This is a genomic window from Kitasatospora sp. NPDC059803, assembly GCF_042732255.1.
Classification (GTDB): domain Bacteria; phylum Actinomycetota; class Actinomycetes; order Streptomycetales; family Streptomycetaceae; genus Kitasatospora.
The window spans coordinates 36,271-54,127 of sequence record NZ_JBHWIJ010000020.1; the positions used below are offsets into that span (position 1 = coordinate 36,271).

Annotated in this window: 14 protein-coding genes and 1 tRNA gene; 4 read left to right on the top strand and 11 right to left on the bottom strand. The window is 72.4% G+C overall.

The window, feature by feature from the left end; translation table 11 throughout:
• Positions 1-143 precede the first annotated feature (143 nt).
• The 7 genes from ACFV6I_RS05520 to ACFV6I_RS05550 form a co-directional block, all read right to left on the bottom strand.
• Positions 144-1,211 (bottom strand): adenosine deaminase, encoded by a 1,068-nt coding sequence (locus ACFV6I_RS05520; protein WP_380335122.1) that lies wholly within the window; start codon positions 1,209-1,211, stop codon positions 144-146.
• A 64-nt stretch (positions 1,212-1,275) separates the two neighbouring features.
• Positions 1,276-2,571, bottom strand: coding sequence for a DUF445 domain-containing protein (locus ACFV6I_RS05525; protein ID WP_063349233.1), 1,296 nt, complete (start codon positions 2,569-2,571; stop codon positions 1,276-1,278).
• A gap of 210 nt (positions 2,572-2,781) precedes the next feature.
• A complete protein-coding gene (locus ACFV6I_RS05530; protein ID WP_380335236.1) occupies positions 2,782-4,077 on the bottom strand; it encodes a nucleotide sugar dehydrogenase in 1,296 nt (431 codons plus the stop codon).
• A 126-nt stretch (positions 4,078-4,203) separates the two neighbouring features.
• Positions 4,204-5,436 carry a glycosyltransferase family 2 protein gene (locus ACFV6I_RS05535; protein WP_380335125.1) on the bottom strand — a complete coding sequence of 411 codons (1,233 nt, stop codon included), beginning with the start codon at positions 5,434-5,436 and terminating at the stop codon, positions 4,204-4,206.
• 129 nt (positions 5,437-5,565) lie between these two features.
• Positions 5,566-6,525, bottom strand: a complete 960-nt coding sequence (locus ACFV6I_RS05540; RefSeq protein ID WP_063349230.1) for an ATP-binding cassette domain-containing protein — start codon at positions 6,523-6,525, stop codon at positions 5,566-5,568.
• Between the two features lie 50 nt (positions 6,526-6,575).
• A complete protein-coding gene (locus tag ACFV6I_RS05545; RefSeq protein ID WP_380335128.1) occupies positions 6,576-7,403 on the bottom strand; it encodes an ABC transporter permease in 828 nt (275 codons plus the stop codon).
• Positions 7,396-8,265: an ABC transporter permease gene (locus ACFV6I_RS05550; protein ID WP_380335131.1), complete on the bottom strand. Its 870-nt coding sequence runs from the start codon at positions 8,263-8,265 to the stop codon at positions 7,396-7,398. The genes ACFV6I_RS05545 and ACFV6I_RS05550 overlap by 8 nt, the downstream gene beginning before the upstream one ends.
• Before the next feature lie 284 nt (positions 8,266-8,549).
• On the opposite strand from ACFV6I_RS05550, the gene ACFV6I_RS05555 reads away from it, so the two are divergent.
• Entirely contained in the window at positions 8,550-10,925 is a 2,376-nt protein-coding gene (locus tag ACFV6I_RS05555; RefSeq protein WP_380335134.1) for a transglycosylase domain-containing protein, read from the top strand.
• 82 nt (positions 10,926-11,007) lie between these two features.
• Here ACFV6I_RS05555 and ACFV6I_RS05560 read toward each other — a convergent pair whose 3' ends face one another.
• The 3 genes from ACFV6I_RS05560 to ACFV6I_RS05570 all read right to left on the bottom strand — a co-directional run bounded on the left by ACFV6I_RS05560 (position 11,008) and on the right by ACFV6I_RS05570 (position 13,240).
• A complete protein-coding gene (locus ACFV6I_RS05560) occupies positions 11,008-12,186 on the bottom strand; it encodes a winged helix DNA-binding domain-containing protein (RefSeq protein ID WP_380335137.1) in 1,179 nt (392 codons plus the stop codon).
• Positions 12,187-12,313: 127 nt separating this feature from the next.
• A complete protein-coding gene (locus ACFV6I_RS05565; RefSeq protein ID WP_079136310.1) occupies positions 12,314-12,616 on the bottom strand; it encodes a co-chaperone GroES in 303 nt (100 codons plus the stop codon).
• Between the two features lie 282 nt (positions 12,617-12,898).
• Positions 12,899-13,240: a DUF3618 domain-containing protein gene (locus ACFV6I_RS05570; protein WP_063349226.1), complete on the bottom strand. Its 342-nt coding sequence runs from the start codon at positions 13,238-13,240 to the stop codon at positions 12,899-12,901.
• A gap of 146 nt (positions 13,241-13,386) precedes the next feature.
• Here ACFV6I_RS05570 and bcp point away from each other — a divergent pair, with 146 nt between their 5' ends.
• A complete protein-coding gene (gene bcp, locus ACFV6I_RS05575; RefSeq protein WP_063349225.1) occupies positions 13,387-13,863 on the top strand; it encodes a thioredoxin-dependent thiol peroxidase in 477 nt (158 codons plus the stop codon).
• Between the two features lie 125 nt (positions 13,864-13,988).
• Here bcp and ACFV6I_RS05580 read toward each other — a convergent pair whose 3' ends face one another.
• A complete protein-coding gene (locus tag ACFV6I_RS05580) occupies positions 13,989-16,478 on the bottom strand; it encodes a chitinase C-terminal domain-containing protein (protein WP_380335140.1) in 2,490 nt (829 codons plus the stop codon).
• Between the two features lie 265 nt (positions 16,479-16,743).
• On the opposite strand from ACFV6I_RS05580, the gene ACFV6I_RS05585 reads away from it, so the two are divergent.
• Together ACFV6I_RS05585 and ACFV6I_RS05590 are read left to right on the top strand one after the other, a co-directional pair.
• The gene (locus ACFV6I_RS05585; RefSeq protein WP_063349224.1) at positions 16,744-17,571 is read left to right on the top strand and encodes an HNH endonuclease; all 828 of its coding nucleotides are present in this window, start codon (positions 16,744-16,746) and stop codon (positions 17,569-17,571) included.
• A gap of 65 nt (positions 17,572-17,636) precedes the next feature.
• A tRNA-Leu gene (locus ACFV6I_RS05590) sits at positions 17,637-17,721 on the top strand.
• Positions 17,722-17,857 lie beyond the last annotated feature (136 nt).

Here is a 17,857-nt window from a genome sequence, read left to right on the forward strand (position 1 = left end):
GCGGGCGACATAGAGAGACACAGAGAGCCACACAGTGCCACACACTGCGAGGCCGCCACACACCCCCCCCCCCCCCGCGCGCCGCGCGGGGCGCGGGTTCACGGGGCACTTCACAGGGCGTCCACCAGGGCGGACGCCGGGAATCAGGCCTTCCAGCCCGCCAGGTACGCGTCGATCTCGCCCGCCAGCCGCGCCTTGCCCGCCACGTCCAGGAAGGACGCCTCGACCGCGTTGCGCGCCAGCGCCGCCACCCCGGACTCGTCCAGGCCCAGCAGCCGCGCCGCGACGGCGTACTCGGCGTTGAGGTCGGTGCCGAACATCGGCGGGTCGTCGCTGTTGATGGTGACCAGCAGCCCGGCGTCCACCATCCGCTTGATCGGGTGCTCCTCGATCCGCTCCACCGCCCGGGTGGCGATGTTGGAGGTCGGGCAGACCTCCAGCGGGATCCGGTGCTCGCCCAGGTGGTCCAGCAGCGCCGGGTCCTTCACCGACTGCGTGCCGTGCCCGATGCGCTCGGCGCCGAGCACCCGGATCGCGTCCCAGACCGTCTCCGGCCCGGTGGTCTCGCCCGCGTGCGGGACGCTGCGCAGGCCGGCCGCCCGCGCCCGGTCGAAGTAGGGCTTGAACTGCGGGCGCGGCACGCCGATCTCCGGGCCGCCGAGGCCGAAGCTGACCAGGCCCTCGGGGGCCAGGTCGACGGCGAGCCGGGCGGTCTCCTCGGCGGCCTCCAGGCCGGCCTCGCCGGGGATGTCGAAGCACCAGCGCAGCACGACCCCGAGCTCCTTCTCGGCGCGCAGCCGGGCGTCCTCGATCGCCTCCATGAAGGCGACGTCCGGGATGCCCCGCTTGACCGAGGAGTACGGGGTGATGGTCAGTTCGGCGTACCGGATGTTCTGGCGCGCCATGTCCTCGGCCACGCCGTAGGTGAGCGCGCGGACGTCCTCGGCGTCGCGGATCAGGTCCACGACGCTCAGGTAGACGTCGATGAAGTGCGCGAAGTCGGTGAAGGTGAAGTACTCGGCGAGCGCCGCCGGGTCGACCGGCACCTTCGAGCGGCCGCGGTGGCGGGCCGCCAGCTCGGCGACGACGCGCGGCGAGGCCGAGCCCACGTGGTGGACGTGCAGCTCCGCCTTGGGCATCCCGGCGATGAACGCCTCGATGCCCCCCTGGCCACTGGGGTTTCCGATCCGACTTCCGTCCGGCTGGACCACGGTGGTTCCCTACTTCCTCTACGCGCGTACCGACAGGTGCTGGCAAGGATAGGCCGCCCCGGGGTCAGCCTCCGAGAGCGGTCGCGACGGTGTGGATGAGCAGCCCGGCCATGGCGCCGACCACGGTGCCGTTGATCCGGATGAACTGCAGGTCGCGGCCCACGTTGGCCTCGATCTTGCGGGAGGCGTCGTCGGCGTCCCAGCCCGCCACCGTCTCGGAGATCAGCGAGGTGATCTCGGCGCGGTAGGTGTCGACCAGGTACTGGGCGGCGTCCTGGAGCCAGCCGTCCACCTTGGCCTGGAGCTTGGCGTCGGTCGCCAGGCGCGCGCCGAAGCTGCTCACGCCCTCGCGGATACGCCGGCGCAGTTCGCTGTCCTCGTCCTCGGCCGCGTTCACCACCAGGGTGCGGACGGCCGCCCAGGTGGAGGCGATCAGGTCCTGCACCTCGGGCCGGGCCAGCAGCTCCACCTTGGCCCGCTCCACCCGGGCGATGGTCTCCGGGTCGGTCTGCAGTTCGGTCGCGAAGTCGGCGAGGAAGTTGTCGATGGCGCCGCGGGCCGGGTGGTCCGGGTCGTCCCGGATGTCGGTGACGAACCGCATCAGCTCCTTGTAGACCCGCTCGCCGACCTGGTTGTCGAGGAACTTGGGCGTCCAGCCCGGGGTCTTCTGGGTGACCCGCTGGACCACCTCCTCGTGGTTGGCCGTCAGCCAGCCGTGCGCCCGGACGGCCACCAGGTCGACCACGCCGTGGTGCCCGCCGTCCGCGACCACCTTGCCCAGCATCCGGCCCATCGGCTCGGCCACCGAGGTGGCCGCCGCCCGCCTGGTCACCGCCTCGGCGACGACCGCCTGCACGTCGTCGTCCCGGAGCACCGCGAGCACCCCGCGCAGCGCCGCCGAGGCCTCCTTGGTGACCCGCTCGGCGCTGCCCGGCGCGGCCAGCCACTCCCCCAGCCGCCGGGCGATGCCCAGCGACGCGAGGCGGCCGCGCACCACGTGACCGGAGAGGAAGTTGTCGCCGACGAAGTCGCCGAGCGAGCGCCCGAAGGCGTCCTTCTTGGTCGGGATGATCGCGGTGTGCGGGATCGGCAGGCCCAACGGGCGGCGGAACAGCGCCGTCACCGCGAACCAGTCGGCCAGCGCGCCGACCATGCCCGCCTCGGCGGCCGCCGCCACGTACCCGGCCCAGGAGCCGGCGCCGGCCGCCTTGGCCCAGGTGGCGAGGGCGAAGACCAGGCTCGCGAAGGCCAGCAGGCCGGTCGCGATGGTCTTCATCCGGCGGACGCCATGTCTCTTCTGCTCGTCGGCGGCGGTGAACCGGACCCCGGGGCCCGTACCGCTGAAGGCTTCGTCACTCACCCCGCCAGTCTGCCCGCTGCCCGGCGCGGGTGAGAGCGCGCCCCGCGATCACGCGCCTGGTTGCGCGCCCGGGCACGCCTCGCGCGCAGCCAGGCGCACGCCCTGTGCCCGCCCACTCACGCCGCGTGCGGTACGCCGTGCCCGCCGACGCGGCGAGCCGCACGCCCGCCAGAGCCTGAACCCTCACCCCTCAGGCCCCGCCCAACATGGTCACGCCCCGCCCAGCACGATCCGCCGCACCCCCTCGACCGCCCACACCGCCGGATCCGTGCACCGCCGCCCGTCCAGCAGCACCCGCACCCCCGGCAGGTCCTCCGGCGCCAGCCCCCGGTACTCCGGGTGGTCCGCCTGGAGCACCGCCGCCACCACCGGCTCCCCCTCGTACGGAGGCAGCCCGAGCGCCGCCAGTTCCCCGCCCCCGTACAGCGGATCGCTGACGTACGGCCGCGCCCCCGCCGCCCGCACCGCCTCGACCAGCGGGAACACCCCCGAGTACGCCGTCTCCTTGACCCCGCCCCGGTACGCCGCCCCGAGCACCAGCACGCCCTGCCCGGCGATCCCGCCCGCCAGCGCGCCGTCCAGCACCCCGACCGCGTACCCGGGCATCTCCAGGTTGGCCTCCCGGGCGGCCCGCACGACCGTCGCACCCGGGTCGTTCCACAGGTACAGCCGCGGGTACACCGGGATGCAGTGCCCGCCGACCGCGATGCCGGGCCGGTGCAGGTGGCTGTACGGCTGCGAGTTGCACGCCTCGGCGATCTCCGCGAAGTCCACCCCGACCCGGTCGGCGTACCGGGCGAACTGGTTGGCGAGCGCGATGTTGACGTCCCGGTAGGTGGTCTCGGCGAGCTTGGCGAACTCCGCCGCCTCCACCGAGGCCAGCTCCCAGACGCCGTTGGGCCGGGGCAGGTCGGGGCGCGGGTCGAAGTCCAGCGCGGCCCGGTAGAACTCGGCGCCGCGCCGGGTCGAGGCGGCGTCCACGCCGCCGACCAGCTTGGGGTAGCGCCGCAGGTCGGCGAAGACCCGCCCGGTGCGGACCCGCTCCGGGCTGAACACCAGCGCGAAGTCCGCCCCGGCGGCCAGCCCGGAGCCGGCCGCCAGCCGGGGCGCCCAGCGGCCCCGGGTGACGCCGACCGGCAGGGTGGTCTCGTAGCTGACCAGGGTGCCCCGGCGCAGCCCGGCGGCGACGGCGTCGGTGGCCGCGTCGAGCAGGCCGAAGTCCGGGGTGCCGTCGGCGGCGGTGACCAGCGGGACGACCAGCACCACGGCCTCGGCGGCGGCGACGGCGGCCGTGGTGTCGGTGGTGGCCCGCAGCCGCCCTTCGACGACCACCCGCTTCAGCGCCTCGTCCAAACCCGCCTCCCGGGGGAACGGCGGCACGCCCTGGTTGACGCTGCGGACGACCCCGGGGGCGATGTCCGCCCCCGTCACCCGGTGCCCCTTCAACGCGAACTGCACGGCCAGCGGCAGGCCCAGCTTGCCCAGCCCGACCACGCAGACGTCCATCGCCCCGCTCATCCCCGCACCCCGTTCATCCTCGCGTCCCGTTCATCCCCGCACCCTGCTCATCCCCGCGTCCCCTCTCCTCCGGGGCGCCCAGCCTCCGGGATCCCCGGCCTCCGGGCCCCCCGCTCACCCCCGGCCCCCGTTCACCGTGTTGGCGAGCCGGCGCCACACCGGGTAGCGCCGCAGCCCGCGCCGCAACTGGGCCGGCACGGCGCCGCGCCACACCTGCTGGGCCAGGTTGAGCGACGGAACCTCCACCGGCAGCCGCACCGGCTCCTCGCCCAGCAGGAACAGCTCGTCCGGCAGGCCCAGCCGGGCGTCCCGGAACGCCGGGTAGCCCGCGTAGTGCCGCCGCCCGTCGACGACCACCGGCGGGTCGCCGTGCGCGGCCTCGTACCGGATCAGGTCCCGCAGCGCCTCCGGCCGGACGGCGGCGGCGAGTTCGAGCCGCAGCCGCTCGGCGACGGGCAGCCGCTGGTAGACCGCGCGGGCGCCGAAGCGCTCGATCAGCCGGCCGACCTCGGCGCAGACCTGCTCCTGCACGGTGCCGTCGAGCAGCAGGAAGTCGTCCTGGAGCAGCCGCGGCACGTCCCACGCGAAACTGCGGGCCCGGATCGCGTCCAACTCCCCGCCGGGCGCGGCCAGATCGGCGGCGACCTGCTGCAACGCCGCGATCCCGCGCAGCCGGTCCAGCACCCCGGCCCGCTGGGTGACGTTGCCCAAGTCCTGGCGCAGCACCAGGAAGTAGCAGTCGTAGTCGGCGAGGACGGACACCCGGCCCGCCCGCAGGCAGGCCTCCAGGGTGAACGGCTGGTCCGAGAAGACCTTCAACTCCTCGTCGCGGCGCAGCCCGTGGCGCCGGACGAGGTCCATCCGGAACAGCTTGGTGTCGGACAGCGCCCAGGCCAGCGCCGAGTCGGTGAAGCCGACGGACTCGGCGTTGGCGTGGAAGATCCCCTGCGGCACCAGCCGCCCGTTCACCCCGACCTGCTTGGGCACCAGCACGTCCGAACCCCAGGCGTCGGCCGCCGTGACCAGCCGCTCCAGCGCCTCGGCGCCGAGCCAGTCGTCCGCGCCGAGGAACAGCACGTAGCGGCCGCGGGCCAGTGCCAGGCCCCGGTTGGTGGGGGCCGCCGGGCCGCCCGAGTTGGGCTGGTGCACCACCCGGAACAGCCCTGGGTGGCGGGCGGCGTAGTCGTCCAGGACGGCCTCGCCGCCGTCCGTGGAGCCGTCGTCGACGACCACCACCTCCAGCCGCCCGGGCGCCAGGGTCTGCCCGACCAGCGAGTCCAGGCAGGCGGTGAGGTAGGGCATGGTGTTGTAGACCGCGACCACCACGGTCACATCGGGTCCGGTCATCGAGAAGCGCTGCCCTCCGGTGTGCTGTTCGCCGAGCGATGCAACGTCAACTCGGCTGCCCGCCGGGGAGTCACGTGCCCTCCCCGGACGGGTGACAGCGACCGGACACACGTTCAGCGTTCGGGAGGGTCAGCCGATCGCCACCTCCGTGTACATCCGCGCGATCACGTCCTCGATCGCCGGCTCGCGCACCGACAGGTCCACCAGCGGATAGCGCGCGGCCACCGCCGCCACGATCGGCGCGGCGCTCTGCTGCGCCGGGAAGGCCAGCCACTGCCGGGGCCCCTCGACCTTCACCACCCGGGCGCCGGCCACCTCGATCGCGGGCCGGGCCTCGGCCAGGTCGACCACCAGGGTGCGCTCGCTGCGCCCGGTGGCGTGCAGGCCGTCCAGCCCGCCGTCGTAGACGACCCGGCCGTGGTCGATCACCATCACCCGGCCGCAGAGCTGCTCGATGTCGGTCAGGTCGTGCGTGGTGAGCAGCACGGTGGTGCCCCGGTCCCGGTTCACCTCGCGCAGGAACTCGCGCACCTTCCCCTTGCTGACCACGTCCAGGCCGATGGTCGGCTCGTCCAGGTAGAGCACCTGCGGGTCGTGCAGCAGCGCCGCCGCGAGGTCGCCGCGCATCCGCTGGCCGAGCGAGAGCTGGCGGACGGGGGTGTCCAGCAGCCCTTCCAGGTCGAGCAGTTCGACGCAGCGGGCGAGGTTCTCGCGATATCGGCGGTCGGGGATGCGGTAGATCCGGCGGGCGAGTTCGAAGGAGTCGCACAGCGGGAGGTCCCACCAGAGCGTGGTGCGCTGGCCGAAGACGACGCCGATCCGGCGGGCCAGCGCGACGCGTTCGCGGGCCGGGTCCACTCCGGCGACGCGCAGCCGCCCGCCGCTGGGCACGAGGATGCCGGTGAGCATCTTGATGGTGGTGGACTTGCCGGCGCCGTTGGGGCCGATGTAGCCGACGCACTCGCCGGCCTCGACGGTGAAGCTCAGCCCATCCACCGCGCGCACCTCGCGCTTGACCCGGCTGAAGCGGCCGGTGCGGGCCCGCACGGTGAAGGTGCGGCGGACGTCCTCGAGTTCGATCAGTGCCATGGGGGTTCCTTGCGTAGGAGGGGGGTTCAGCTACCGGTGCCCCGGTAGGTTCAGCTGCCGGTGCCGCGGTAGGCGCGCAGTCCGGCCCGCCAGGCGAGCCCGGCGGCGGCGACGCAGAGCGCGGCGGCGAGCGGGGAGGCGTACTGGAAGGCGGTGGGCAGGCCGAGCGGGTCGGGCCGGCCGAGGATGTGCAGGGCGGGCAGCCAGTTGACGAAGGCCAGCGGGACGCCGAAGACCACGCCGGCCACCAGTTCCTTGGCGAAGATGGTCGGCGGGTAGTGCAGCAGGGTCGCGCCGCCGTAGGTGAAGGAGTTCTGGATCTCCTTGGACTCGCCCCACCAGAACTGCACGGTCGCGCCGCCGACGTAGATCGCGCCGAAGATGACGCTGCCGCAGACCAGCAGGGCGGGCACCAGCAGCACGCGGTCCCAGGTCCAGTGCACGTCCAGGGTGGCCAGTGACCAGGCGAGCACGGCCAGGGCCTGGATCGGGCGGCCGAGCCGGCGCAGCGAGAAGCGTTCGGCGCACAGTTGGGCGAGCGCGGGCGCCGGCCGGATCAGCATGGTGTCCAGCGATCCGTTGACGATCCGCACGCCGAGGCCCTCGACCGAGCCGACCAGCAGGTTGGCCACGCCGAGGGCGAAGGTCGCGGTGCCGTAGAGGAACGCGATCTCCGGCAGGCGCCAGCCGCCCAGCTGGTCGGTGTGCCGGAACATCAGCACCAGGACGACGAAGTCCAGCGAGTGCGTGGCGAGGCTGGCCACCAGGTTCAGGGCGAAGGAGGCCCGGTAGGCCATCATCGAGCGCATCCACATCCGGGCGCACAGCCACCAGGAGCGGACCGCCCACGCGGTGCGGGGCACGATCGGCTCAGCCACCCTGCACCACCACCTTGCGGGTCGCCAGCCACTGGGCGCCCCGGCCCGCGGCGAGCAGGGCGACGGCCCAGGCGAGCTGGAAGCCGAGCGCGCCGAGCAGGTCGGCGCCGGTCGAGCGCTCCAGGAAGACGTCGGTCGGCACCTTCACCAGCGCCGCCCAGGGCAGCACCGCGGCGAGGTCGCCGAGCAGGCCGGGGAAGAGCACGATCGGCAGCAGCATCCCTGAGAAGAACATCGAGACCACCAGCATCACCGAGCGCACCCCGTCCGAGTCGTGCAGCCAGAAGCCGGTGATCGAGGCCAGGAAGCGCAGCCCGAAGCTGACCACCAGCGCGAGCAGCACCGAGAGCAGGAAGACCGCCCAGGTCAGCGGCTGCTCGGGCATCCGGGTGCGGAACACCAGGGCGCCGACGAGCAGCGGCACGGTGCCGCGGACCAGCAGTTGGAAGGCGGCCCGGCCGAGGTCGGTGGCCAGCCACCAGCCCTGGAAGTCGACCGGGCGGTAGAGGTCGACGGCGATGTCCCCGCTGCGGAAGCGGTCCTGGAGGTCGTCCTGGAAGCCGCCGCCCCACACCGCGACGGTGACCAGCAGGGCCTGGCTGACCCAGATGTAGGTGACGGCCTGGCTCTGGTCGTAGCCGCCGAGGCTGGGGCGGGCCTGCCAGAGGGCGAGGAAGGAGGAGGCCAGGATGATGCCGAAGACGGTGTTGGTGAAGGTGCCGGCCAGGGTGGCGGCCCGGTAGGTGGAATAGCGGCGGAAGGCGCCGCGGGCGACGGCCGCGTAGAGCCCGAGGACGGGCAGGGGTCCGGTGGGATCAGGAGGGCGTGCGGTCCGCGTCTCCGCGGGTGCGAGATTCAGCATATTGTCTCCTTGTCGACAAATACGGGCAGACGGATGCCCGCCGACGTCCGCGCACACCCCAGCGGCTCCGACCGGCCGAACCCGGGGGTACCGGGCCGAACGCGCGGAGCTGACGGAACTGGGTGCGCTGTGCGGGTGCGCTATGCGAGTGCGCCACGTGAGGCGCTACCTGGTTTGCACCTTTCACCGTAGCGCCGAGGACCAGCCGCCGCACCCGATTTCCCCGAGCACGCCAACCCCCCGACCACCCCCTGATCGGCCATCAAATAGCACATAATCGCGGCATGACCTTGAGCACCCGACGCCAGGCCAAACGAGCCGCCCGCCGCGCGGCCCGCCGAGCCCTCCCCCGCTGGCGCCGGCTCCTGCCCACCTGGCGCATCACGCTCGGCGCCCTCACCGCCGCGCTCCTGCTCACCGCCGGCGCCTTCGCCGTGCTCTACGTCATCGTCCCGGTGCCCGACCCCAACGCCCACGCCGTCGCCCAGAACAACATCTACCTCTACGCCGACGACACCACCGAGATCGCCCGCACCGGCGCCGTCAACCGCACCGACGTCACCATCGACCAGATCCCCCCGCAAACCCAGCACGCCGTCGTCTCCGCCGAGGACCGCACCTTCTACCGCAACCGCGGCATCGACCTCAAAGGCATGCTCCGGGCCGGCTGGAACACCCTCACCGGCAAGGGCACCCAAGGCGGCTCCACCATCACCCAGCAGTACGTCAAGAACTACTACCTGACGCAGGACAAGACCATCGAACGCAAGGGCCGCGAACTCTTCATCGCCCTCAAGGTCGACCAGCAACGCGACAAGCCCGAGATCCTCGCCGGCTACCTCAACAGCAGCTACTTCGGCCGCGGCGCCTACGGCATCCAGAGCGCCGCCCACGCCTACTACGGCGTCGACGTCTCCGCACTCACCCTCGCCCAGGGCGCCTACCTCGCCTCCCTCCTCCAGGCCCCCAGCAGCTACGACGTCAAGACCGCCACCCCCGCCAACCGCGAGAAGGCCATCGCCCGCTGGCACTACACCCTCGACGGCATGGTCCAACTCGGCTTCCTCACCGACGCCGAACGCACCGCCACCACCTTCCCCGAACCGATCGACCCCCAGCCCGCCACCGGCCTCTCCGGCCAGGCCGGCTACCTCGTCGGCGTCGCCGACGACTACCTCGTCTCCGCCGGCATCATCGACACCGCCACCCTCAAGGCCGGCGGCTGGCGCATCACCACCACCTTCGACAAGCCCAAGCAGGACGCCTTCCACAAGGCCGTCCAGGACGAACTCACCGACGAACTCGACCCCCAGCGCCGCCCCGCCACCGACACCGACGTCCGGGTCGCCGGCGCCTCCGTCGAAGCCGCCACCGGCCGCGTCGTCGCCGTCTACGGCGGCCCCGACTACGCCAAACAGCCCTACAACGACGCCCTGCGCCAGGACAACCAGATCGGCTCCACCTTCAAACCCGTCGACCTCGCCGCCGGCCTCATCGCCCAGCACACCCTCGACGGCCGGCCGATCACCCCCGACACCCGCTACGACGGCACCAGCGAACGCCCCGTCACCGGCGGCCCCACCCCCTACGCGCCGCCCAACGAGGACGACGTCGACTACGGCAACATCACCCTGCGCTACGCCATGGTGAAGTCCGTCAACTCCGTGTACGCGCAGGAGGGCGTCGACGCCGGCCTCGCCCGCGTCCGCGACACCGCCGTCAAACTCGGCATCCCCGACAGCGTCCGCGGCATGGACCCGGCCAACACCTCGATGACCCTCGGCACCGCCACCCCCAGCGCCCTCGACCTGGCCGGCGCCTACGCCACCCTCGCCAACCACGGCCAGGCGAACGCCCCGTGGTCCGTCCTCAAACTCGCACGCGTCCACACCGGCGGCGCCGTCGACGCCCCCAAGATGCCCGACCACACCCCCGTCGACGCCATCGACCGGCCCTACGCCGACACCGTCACCGACGTCCTGCGCGACGTCATCGGCCCCCGCGGCACCGGCGCCGCCGCCCTCGACCTCGGCCGTCCCGCCGCCGGCAAGACCGGCACCACCGACTCCAACCTCTCCGCCTGGTTCGCCGGCTACACCCCCGAACTCGCCACCACCGTCGGCCTCTTCCGCGAGAACCCGAAGACCCACGCCAAGGAACCACTGGCCGGCACCGCCGGACTCGCCCGGATCAACGGCGGCACCTTCCCCACCCGGATCTGGACCGCCTACATGAGCGCCGCCCTCGACGGCACCACCACCCAGCAGTTCGACCTCCAGACCGGCCGCGACACCCCCGCCCCCGACTTCAGCCCCAGCAGCAGCGCCACCACCACCCCCAGCCCCACCGCCACCACCCCCACCACCGGCGGCGGCAGCAGCGAGGAACCCCCCAGCAGCACCCCCGTGCCCGACACCCCCACCCACACCCCCACCCACGCCCCCAGCGCGCCCGCCCCGCAGCCCACCACCACCCAGGAACAGCCCAGCCCGCAGGCACCCCAGCCCACCACCACCCAGGAGCAGTCCAGCCCCACCCCCCGACCCACCCAGACCCGGCCCACCCACCCGACCACACCACCCAGCACCACCGGCGCCACCACCAACCCGGCGACGAGCGCGACACCACCGGCCCAGCGCGCCACCCCGCCGGCCCAGTGAGCCGCTTCACCGGCCCGACGCGCCACCCCGCCGGCCGCTGAACCACCCCGCCGAGCGGTGAACCACCCCGCCGGCCGGTGACCTACCCCGCCGCCAACTCCCGCTCCAACGGCGACCGGAACCGCGGCGTCACCCGCACCTCCCCCAGCCAGCCCGCCAGACGCGCCGCCTCCGCCGCGATCGCCGCCCCGGCCTCCGCCCCCACATCACCGAACAGCCGCCACACCACCTCGCCGTCCGGCCGCTGCGCCCAGCCGCCCACCACCCGGCCGCACCACCACACCGTCGGCCCGGCGTTGCCCGCCCGGTCGAACAGCGCCGGCACGTCCTCCGACCGCAGGTACCAGTCCCGCCCCCGCCAGCCCATCACCGTCGGATCCAGCGCCGGCAGCAGCGCCGCCCACGGCTCCGGCTCCGCCACCGGCCCGGCGTCCCCCGGCAGCACCAGCGCCGCCGCCCCGCCCGCCAGCTCCACGTCCTCGGCGCCCACGTCCGCCAGCGCCCGGCGGGTGTCCCCCAGCGTCCAACCCGTCCACCACTTCACGTCCTCGACGGTCGCCGGGCCGTACCCGGCCAGCCAGCGCCGCACCACCTCCGCCTTCGCCTCCCGCACCGGCGCGTCCGGCCACTGCGGCACCGGCGCCCACGGATAGACGTTGCTCAGCCACGACCCGCGCGGACGGCCCCGCCGCACGTGCCCGTCCGCGGCCAGCACCCGCAGCAGCCGACTGCCCACGCTCTGCCGGCTCTCGTACGGCTTGCCCGCCGACATCAGCATCGTCTCGCGCAACTCCGGTACGTCGTCGCCGAGTTCCTTCGTCGTCGCCTCACCGCGCCGGGCCACGGCGGCCAGCACCGCGCGCTCCGCCCCGGCGAGCCGCGCCTCGTCCCAGCCGTCCGCGTGGTCCCGAAGGTGCTTGAGCAGCGTCGCCCGCTCCCTCGCCGCGATCGCCCGCGCCGTCGACGAACTCACGTGCGGCGCGAAGCCCTCCGTCACCGCGAACAGCGTCCGCCGCATCGACAGCAGCTTCACCAGCGTGACGTCCTCGTACAGCGCCCGGTCCACCTCCGCCGCCGACGGCTCCGCCAGCCGCGCGCACGCCGACAGGTACACCGTCGCCGGGTCCGACGCGTGCAGCCCCACCAGCGCGTCCGCCACCTGCTCCACCCGCGCCACCCGCACCGACGGCGCCAGCAACTGCCGCCGCCCCACCCGGGCCCGCCGCTCACCCTCGCCGATCACCGGCACACGCCTCGTCATGCCGGGACCCTAGCGCCCACCACCGACAGGCCCGGCCCCTAGCGCGCCCACCACCGACAGGGCCGGACGCAAGGAGCCGGCCGGGGCACCGCCCCGACCGGCTCACGCCACGCCCGTGCTCAGAGGTTCAGAGGTAGAGCCCGGTCGAGCCCTCCGTGTCACCGAAGCGGGTCGCCGCCACCGCGTGCAGGTCACGCTCGCGCAGCAGCACGTAGGTGGCGCCGCGGACCTCGACCTCCAGCTTGTCCTCCGGGTCGTACAGGACGCGGTCGCCCGGCTCCACCGAGCGGACGCTCTGGCCCACCGCGACGGCCTCCGCCCAGGTGCAGCGCTTGGACAGCTCCGCGGTCGCGGGGATCAGGATGCCGCCGGTCGAGCGGCGCTCACCCTCACTGCCCTCGATCCGCACCAGCACGCGGTCGTGCAGCATCCGGATCGGCAGCTTCTCGCCCAGCCGGTCGTGCCGCGCCGCCTCGTACTCGGGTGCGGCGGAGGAGGCCTGCGGGGTCGGTTCGTCGTTCGTACTCACGATCCCGAAGGTACCGCCCCCGGGCGCGCGGCGTGACGCTGGCCCGGCATGCGGGAAGCCGCGGCACCCGCGGGGCCGGGCACACCCCCAGGTCAGGGCACACCCTGGGCCCGGACACACCTTCCGGCCCGGGCACACCGAAGGCCGGACGCCTCCCGCGCCCGGCCCTCACCCCGCGCCCGTTCAGCCCTTGCGGCGCTTCCGGGCGGAAGCCACCAGCAGCAGCACGCCCACGCCGACCAGCGCGGCCGGAACGATCCGCTCCGTACGCGGCTGCCCCTTCTCGTCCACGAACTGCGCCCGCACCTTCTCCACCACGCCGTTGGCGGCGACGTACGCCCGGCCGGCCTTCTCCTCGACGGCGGCCACGGCCTTCGCCTTCACCTGGGCGCTGATCGTGCTCGGGTGGACGCGCACGGCCAGCTCGTCCAGGGTGGCCGCCAGCTGGGTGCGGGTCCGGGAGATGTCCGCCTCGATCTGGGCGGTCGTCCGCGCCGACTTGTCCTTCGTGCTCGCCTCGCCCACTCGGGCCACCCCATTCACTTGCTGATGTTGTCCTGTGCGACTGACCCAGTCTGTCAGTTGCCGAGCACGGCCGCGCGACCCCACCCACCATCGGAGGTAAGTTTGCCGTGCTATGACCGCCCGCCCCAGCAACAGGAGATTTACCCGTGAGTGAGCGTCTCCAGCCCGGCGACACCGCGCCCGCCTTCAGCCTGTCCGACGCCGACGGCAACCAGGTGTCCCTCGCCGACCACCTGGGCCGCAAGGTCATCGTCTACTTCTACCCGGCCGCGCTCACCCCCGGCTGCACCAAGCAGGCCTGCGACTTCACCGACAACCTGGAGGTCCTCGCCGGCGCCGGCTACGACGTCATCGGCGTCTCCCCGGACAAGCCGGAGAAGCTCGGCAAGTTCCGCGAGGCCGAGAACCTCAAGGTCACCCTGGTGTCCGACCCGGACCACCAGGTGCTGGAGGCCTACGGCGCCTACGGCGAGAAGCAGAACTACGGCCGCACCTACGTCGGCGTGATCCGCTCCACCGTGATCGTGGACGAGCAGGGCAAGGTCGAGCGCGCGCTGTACAACGTGAAGGCCACCGGGCACGTCGCCAAGCTGCTGCGCGACCTCAAGGTCGAGACGGCCTGACGCTCGAAGGCCTGGTGCTCCGGCGCCCGGCACCCCGCTCGCCTGGCACCTCGCTGAACGAAGCGGTGGCGGCACACCCCCCGACCGGGTGCACCGCCACCGCCGTCTCTCACCTCAGGGCGCCGTCAGCAGGCCCCGAGGTCGCTCCAGACGCCCCACGAGCCGCTGGCCGCGGGGTCGTCGCCCTTGGTCCACCACTTGTTCTGGTAGTAGTGGCCCTTCCACGACACCTTGGTGGTGGCCGCGTAGGTGGTGCCCGCGTCCCAGCTCGGGGCGGCCGTGCAGGCCCCCGTCGTCGGGGTGGCGGTCGCGGTGGCCGTGGCCGTCGCGGTCGGCGAGGCCGTCGCCGTCGGGGAGGCGGTCGCCGTCGGCGAAGCGGTCGCGGTCGCGGTCGCGGTAGGCGTCGGGGTCGGGGTAGGCGTCGGGGTCGGCGTGCCACCGTCCACCGTGCCCCGGGTCAGGTCGCCCTTGAGCCCGTACAGCGTGCCGTTCACGTTGACCGTCCAGTTCGACGGGGTCGAGACCGGCAGGTAGTAGACGAAGTCCAGGTCCACCGAGGCGCCCGGCGCCAGCGACTGCCAGCCCGGCAGCTTGACCGACACCCGGTTGTAGGTGCCCTTCAGGCCGCCCACGTTGCCCGGACCGGGGTTGTCCTGCCTGATGACCTGGAGGCCGAAGCCGGACTGGTCCTTGGCGTTGCCCGGAGCCGAGTTGCTGTAGTCGAACTGGAACTCGGTGCCGCCCGGCAGGGTCGTCGTCGAGTTGTTGACGATGTGGATCTTCGGGTTGATCGGGTAGTTCGAGTCACCCAGCGCGAAGTTGGTGAACGACACGTCGATCGGCAGGGTCTGCTGCGGCAGCGGGACCGTCGAACGGGTCGCGCCGTACGGCGTGGCCGCCTTGAACTTGTCGTACATCAGCGAGGTCAGCGTCGAACCCGGCACGTACTCGCCCTTGCCGCCGTTGGCGCCCGCGTCCCACTTGTAGTCGCCCGCGAGCTCCCAGATCATCGCGCCGCCGGCGCCCTGGTTGACGATGTAGTCCGCCTTGGCACCCACCGACTGCTCGTCCTCGGTGGAGAGGAACACCTTCTTGGCGTCGTTCCACAGCCACGGCGCCACCAGGCTGCTGCTGTAGTTGCGGGCGTAGGTGCCCTGCAGCGCGGTGTCCTTCACGCCGTACTTGGCCAGGTAGTCGGGCAGGATGCCCTTCTCCAGGTTCTTCGCGTGCCACATCGGGTTCGACCCGGCCGGGGACTCCTTGCCCGCGTCGTCCTTGTCGTTCCAGATGTTGTCGATGCCGACCGCGCCGTCACCGCAGGAGGTCAGGCCGGAGCCGACCGGGCAGGTGGTCGCCGCCGCGGTGCCCCAGAGGCCGTTGGTGCCGCCCGTGACGTTCTTGAAACCCCGGGTGTAGTACGGCAGGCCGACGTTGATCCGGCCGCCCGGCATCGCACCGCGGAAGTAGTGGTACGACCAGTCGGCGTTCAGGTAGCCGATGCCGCCGTACTGGCCGGTGCCGTACACGTTGGCCGCCGCCAGCTCGCCGTCCTTGCCGTCGTCGAACAGCGAGGCGTTCGGGCCGACGTACTTGTTCCAGGCGCCGTGCAGGTCGTACGACATGATGTTGACGTAGTCCAGGTACTGCGCCACCTGGAAGGTCTCCATGCCGCGCAGCAGGTAGCCGGACGACGGGGCCGCGACCGACAGCAGGTAGTGCCTGCCGTCGGCGGCGCCGGCCCGGTCCAGGTTCTCGCGCAGCGTCTTCATCAGCGCCGCGTAACCCTTCGCCAGCGAGCCGCGCTTGGAGTTGGCGAGCTGCCAGTCCAGCGGGTTTCCGGCGTCCTTCATCGAGGTCGGGTACTCGTAGTCGACGTCGACGCCGTTGAAACCGTACTTGCGGATGAAGTCGACGGACGAGGCGGCGAAGGTGTCGATGCCGGCCTGGTTGACGCTGCCGTCCGGGTTGACGGTCATCGAGTAGAAGCCGCCGGAGTTGACGCGCTTGCCGTCGTCCCCGAAGTAGCCGCCGGTCTCGGTCCAACCGCCCACCGAGATCAGGGTCTTGACGTTCGGGTACTGCTTCTTGAACTTCGTCAGCAGATTGAAGTGGCCCTTGTAGGGCAGCGTCGGGTCCAACTCGGCGCCGGGCACGCCCGGGAAGGAGATCCCGGTGGCCTCGTTGGTCGGGCCGTCGGTGCCGACGGAGAGCTTGTTGTCACCGCCGACGTGGCCGAACGCGTAGTTGAGGTGGGTGACCTTGTCCCAGGGGATGTCGTTCACCAGGTAGGGCTGGTCGCCGTTCTTGCCGGTGCGCCAGCCGGTGAAGTAGCCGATGATGCGGCGCTGGTGGTCCGCGCCCATCTTCTCGCGGCCGCCGGTGTCGTAGACCGAGCAGTACGGGACGTCCACGCCGGGCGTCTGGTACAGGCCGTCGGGGCGACAGGCCCCGTTGTCGACGGTCGCGGACGCCTGCGAGGGCACCGCGCCCAGCGTCGACAGCAGCAGACCGGCCAGACCGGCCGCCGCCAGCGAGATCGCGCCCGCCCGGGCAGCCGGGCTCTTGCGGCGGAGTGCGGCGGTGGGACGCCGCTCCGCCGTGTTTCGGATCAACACTCGGTCCTCCGGGAGAGAGTGTCGGCGCGTGCCTGTGGGGGAGCACGCACGTGGGGGATTGCAATTGGCGCCGAAGCTATGTGGTCTGAACCACATAGGTCAATAGGTCTGTACCAATTGGTAATCAAACCCCCAACCCCGCCGGTCACCCCACCGACGACAACAAGTCACCCCCTGGCCGAAACCCCGTCACCCGTAACCAAACCCCCCACCGATCGTTCGCACACCGGGGGACGGGCGAACCACTGCCCGAAGGGGAACAACCATGCCGGTCAAGTACACCCGCGAACTGCTCGCGTCGCTCGCGGCCGAGTCCAGCAACGTCAACGACATGATGCGAAAGCTCGGCGTGCCGATGGCGGGCGGCACGCACAGCTACCTGAGCCGGCGACTCCGGCACTACGGCATCGACACCTCGCACTTCGCCCAGGAGGGATGCCGCGCCTACAGGCAGCGCCAGTACTCGAAGGAGGTGCTGGCCGAGGTCGCTGCTGCCGCAACCACGCTCGACGAGATGCTGATCGCACTCGACCGCGAACCCAACCAGTACAACCGCTCCTACCTGCGGCGGAAGGCCAAGGCGTACGGCATCGACACGTCCCACTTCCCGTCGCCCGGAACCGTCTACACCCGGGAACTCCTCCAGGAGGCCGTCGTGGCCTCGCACAGCGTGGCCGGAGTCGTGCGCTACCTCGACCAGCGTCAGGCCGGTGGCACCCAGGCCCACATCGGGCGCCGCATCAAGGCACTCGGCATCGACACCTCACACTTCACCGGGCAGGCCCACGGCCGCGGCAAGCATGCCCCCACCAGAATCCCCGCCGAACAACTCCTCGCTCAGCGCCCCTGGGGGGCCAAGCGGCTCCCCGGCTCGCGAATCCGTAGCGCGCTGAACGAACTCGGCAGGCCGCAAGAGTGCGAGGGCTGCAGCACCGGCCCCGAGTGGCGCGGGCACCCGATGACGCTGGAGGTGGACCACATCAATGGGGACTGGTCGGACAACCGGCCGGACAACCTGCGGCTGCTCTGCCCGAACTGCCACGCCATCACTCCGACCTACTGCAAACAGAAGTCGAGGAAGCACGCTGCCTAGCGGCTTGGCCGAAGGAAGGTGTCGGCCAATTCGCGGGCCCAGTAACATGATGGTCAGCAGGACAGGCGGCCGTGGCGCAGAGGCGACGCAGACGGTTTAGGTCCGTTGGCCCGTGAGGGCTTGAGGGTTCGAATCCCTTCGGCCGCACCAGGATGACCTTCAAATCGAAGGGGGGCCGCCGCAATCTTTTGGGGGGGGGGCGCGGTTTTTTTAGACCCCGGGGGGGGGGTGAGAGCCGGGGGGGGGGCGGGGCGGCGCGGGCCCGGGGGGGGGTGGGGGGTTTTAT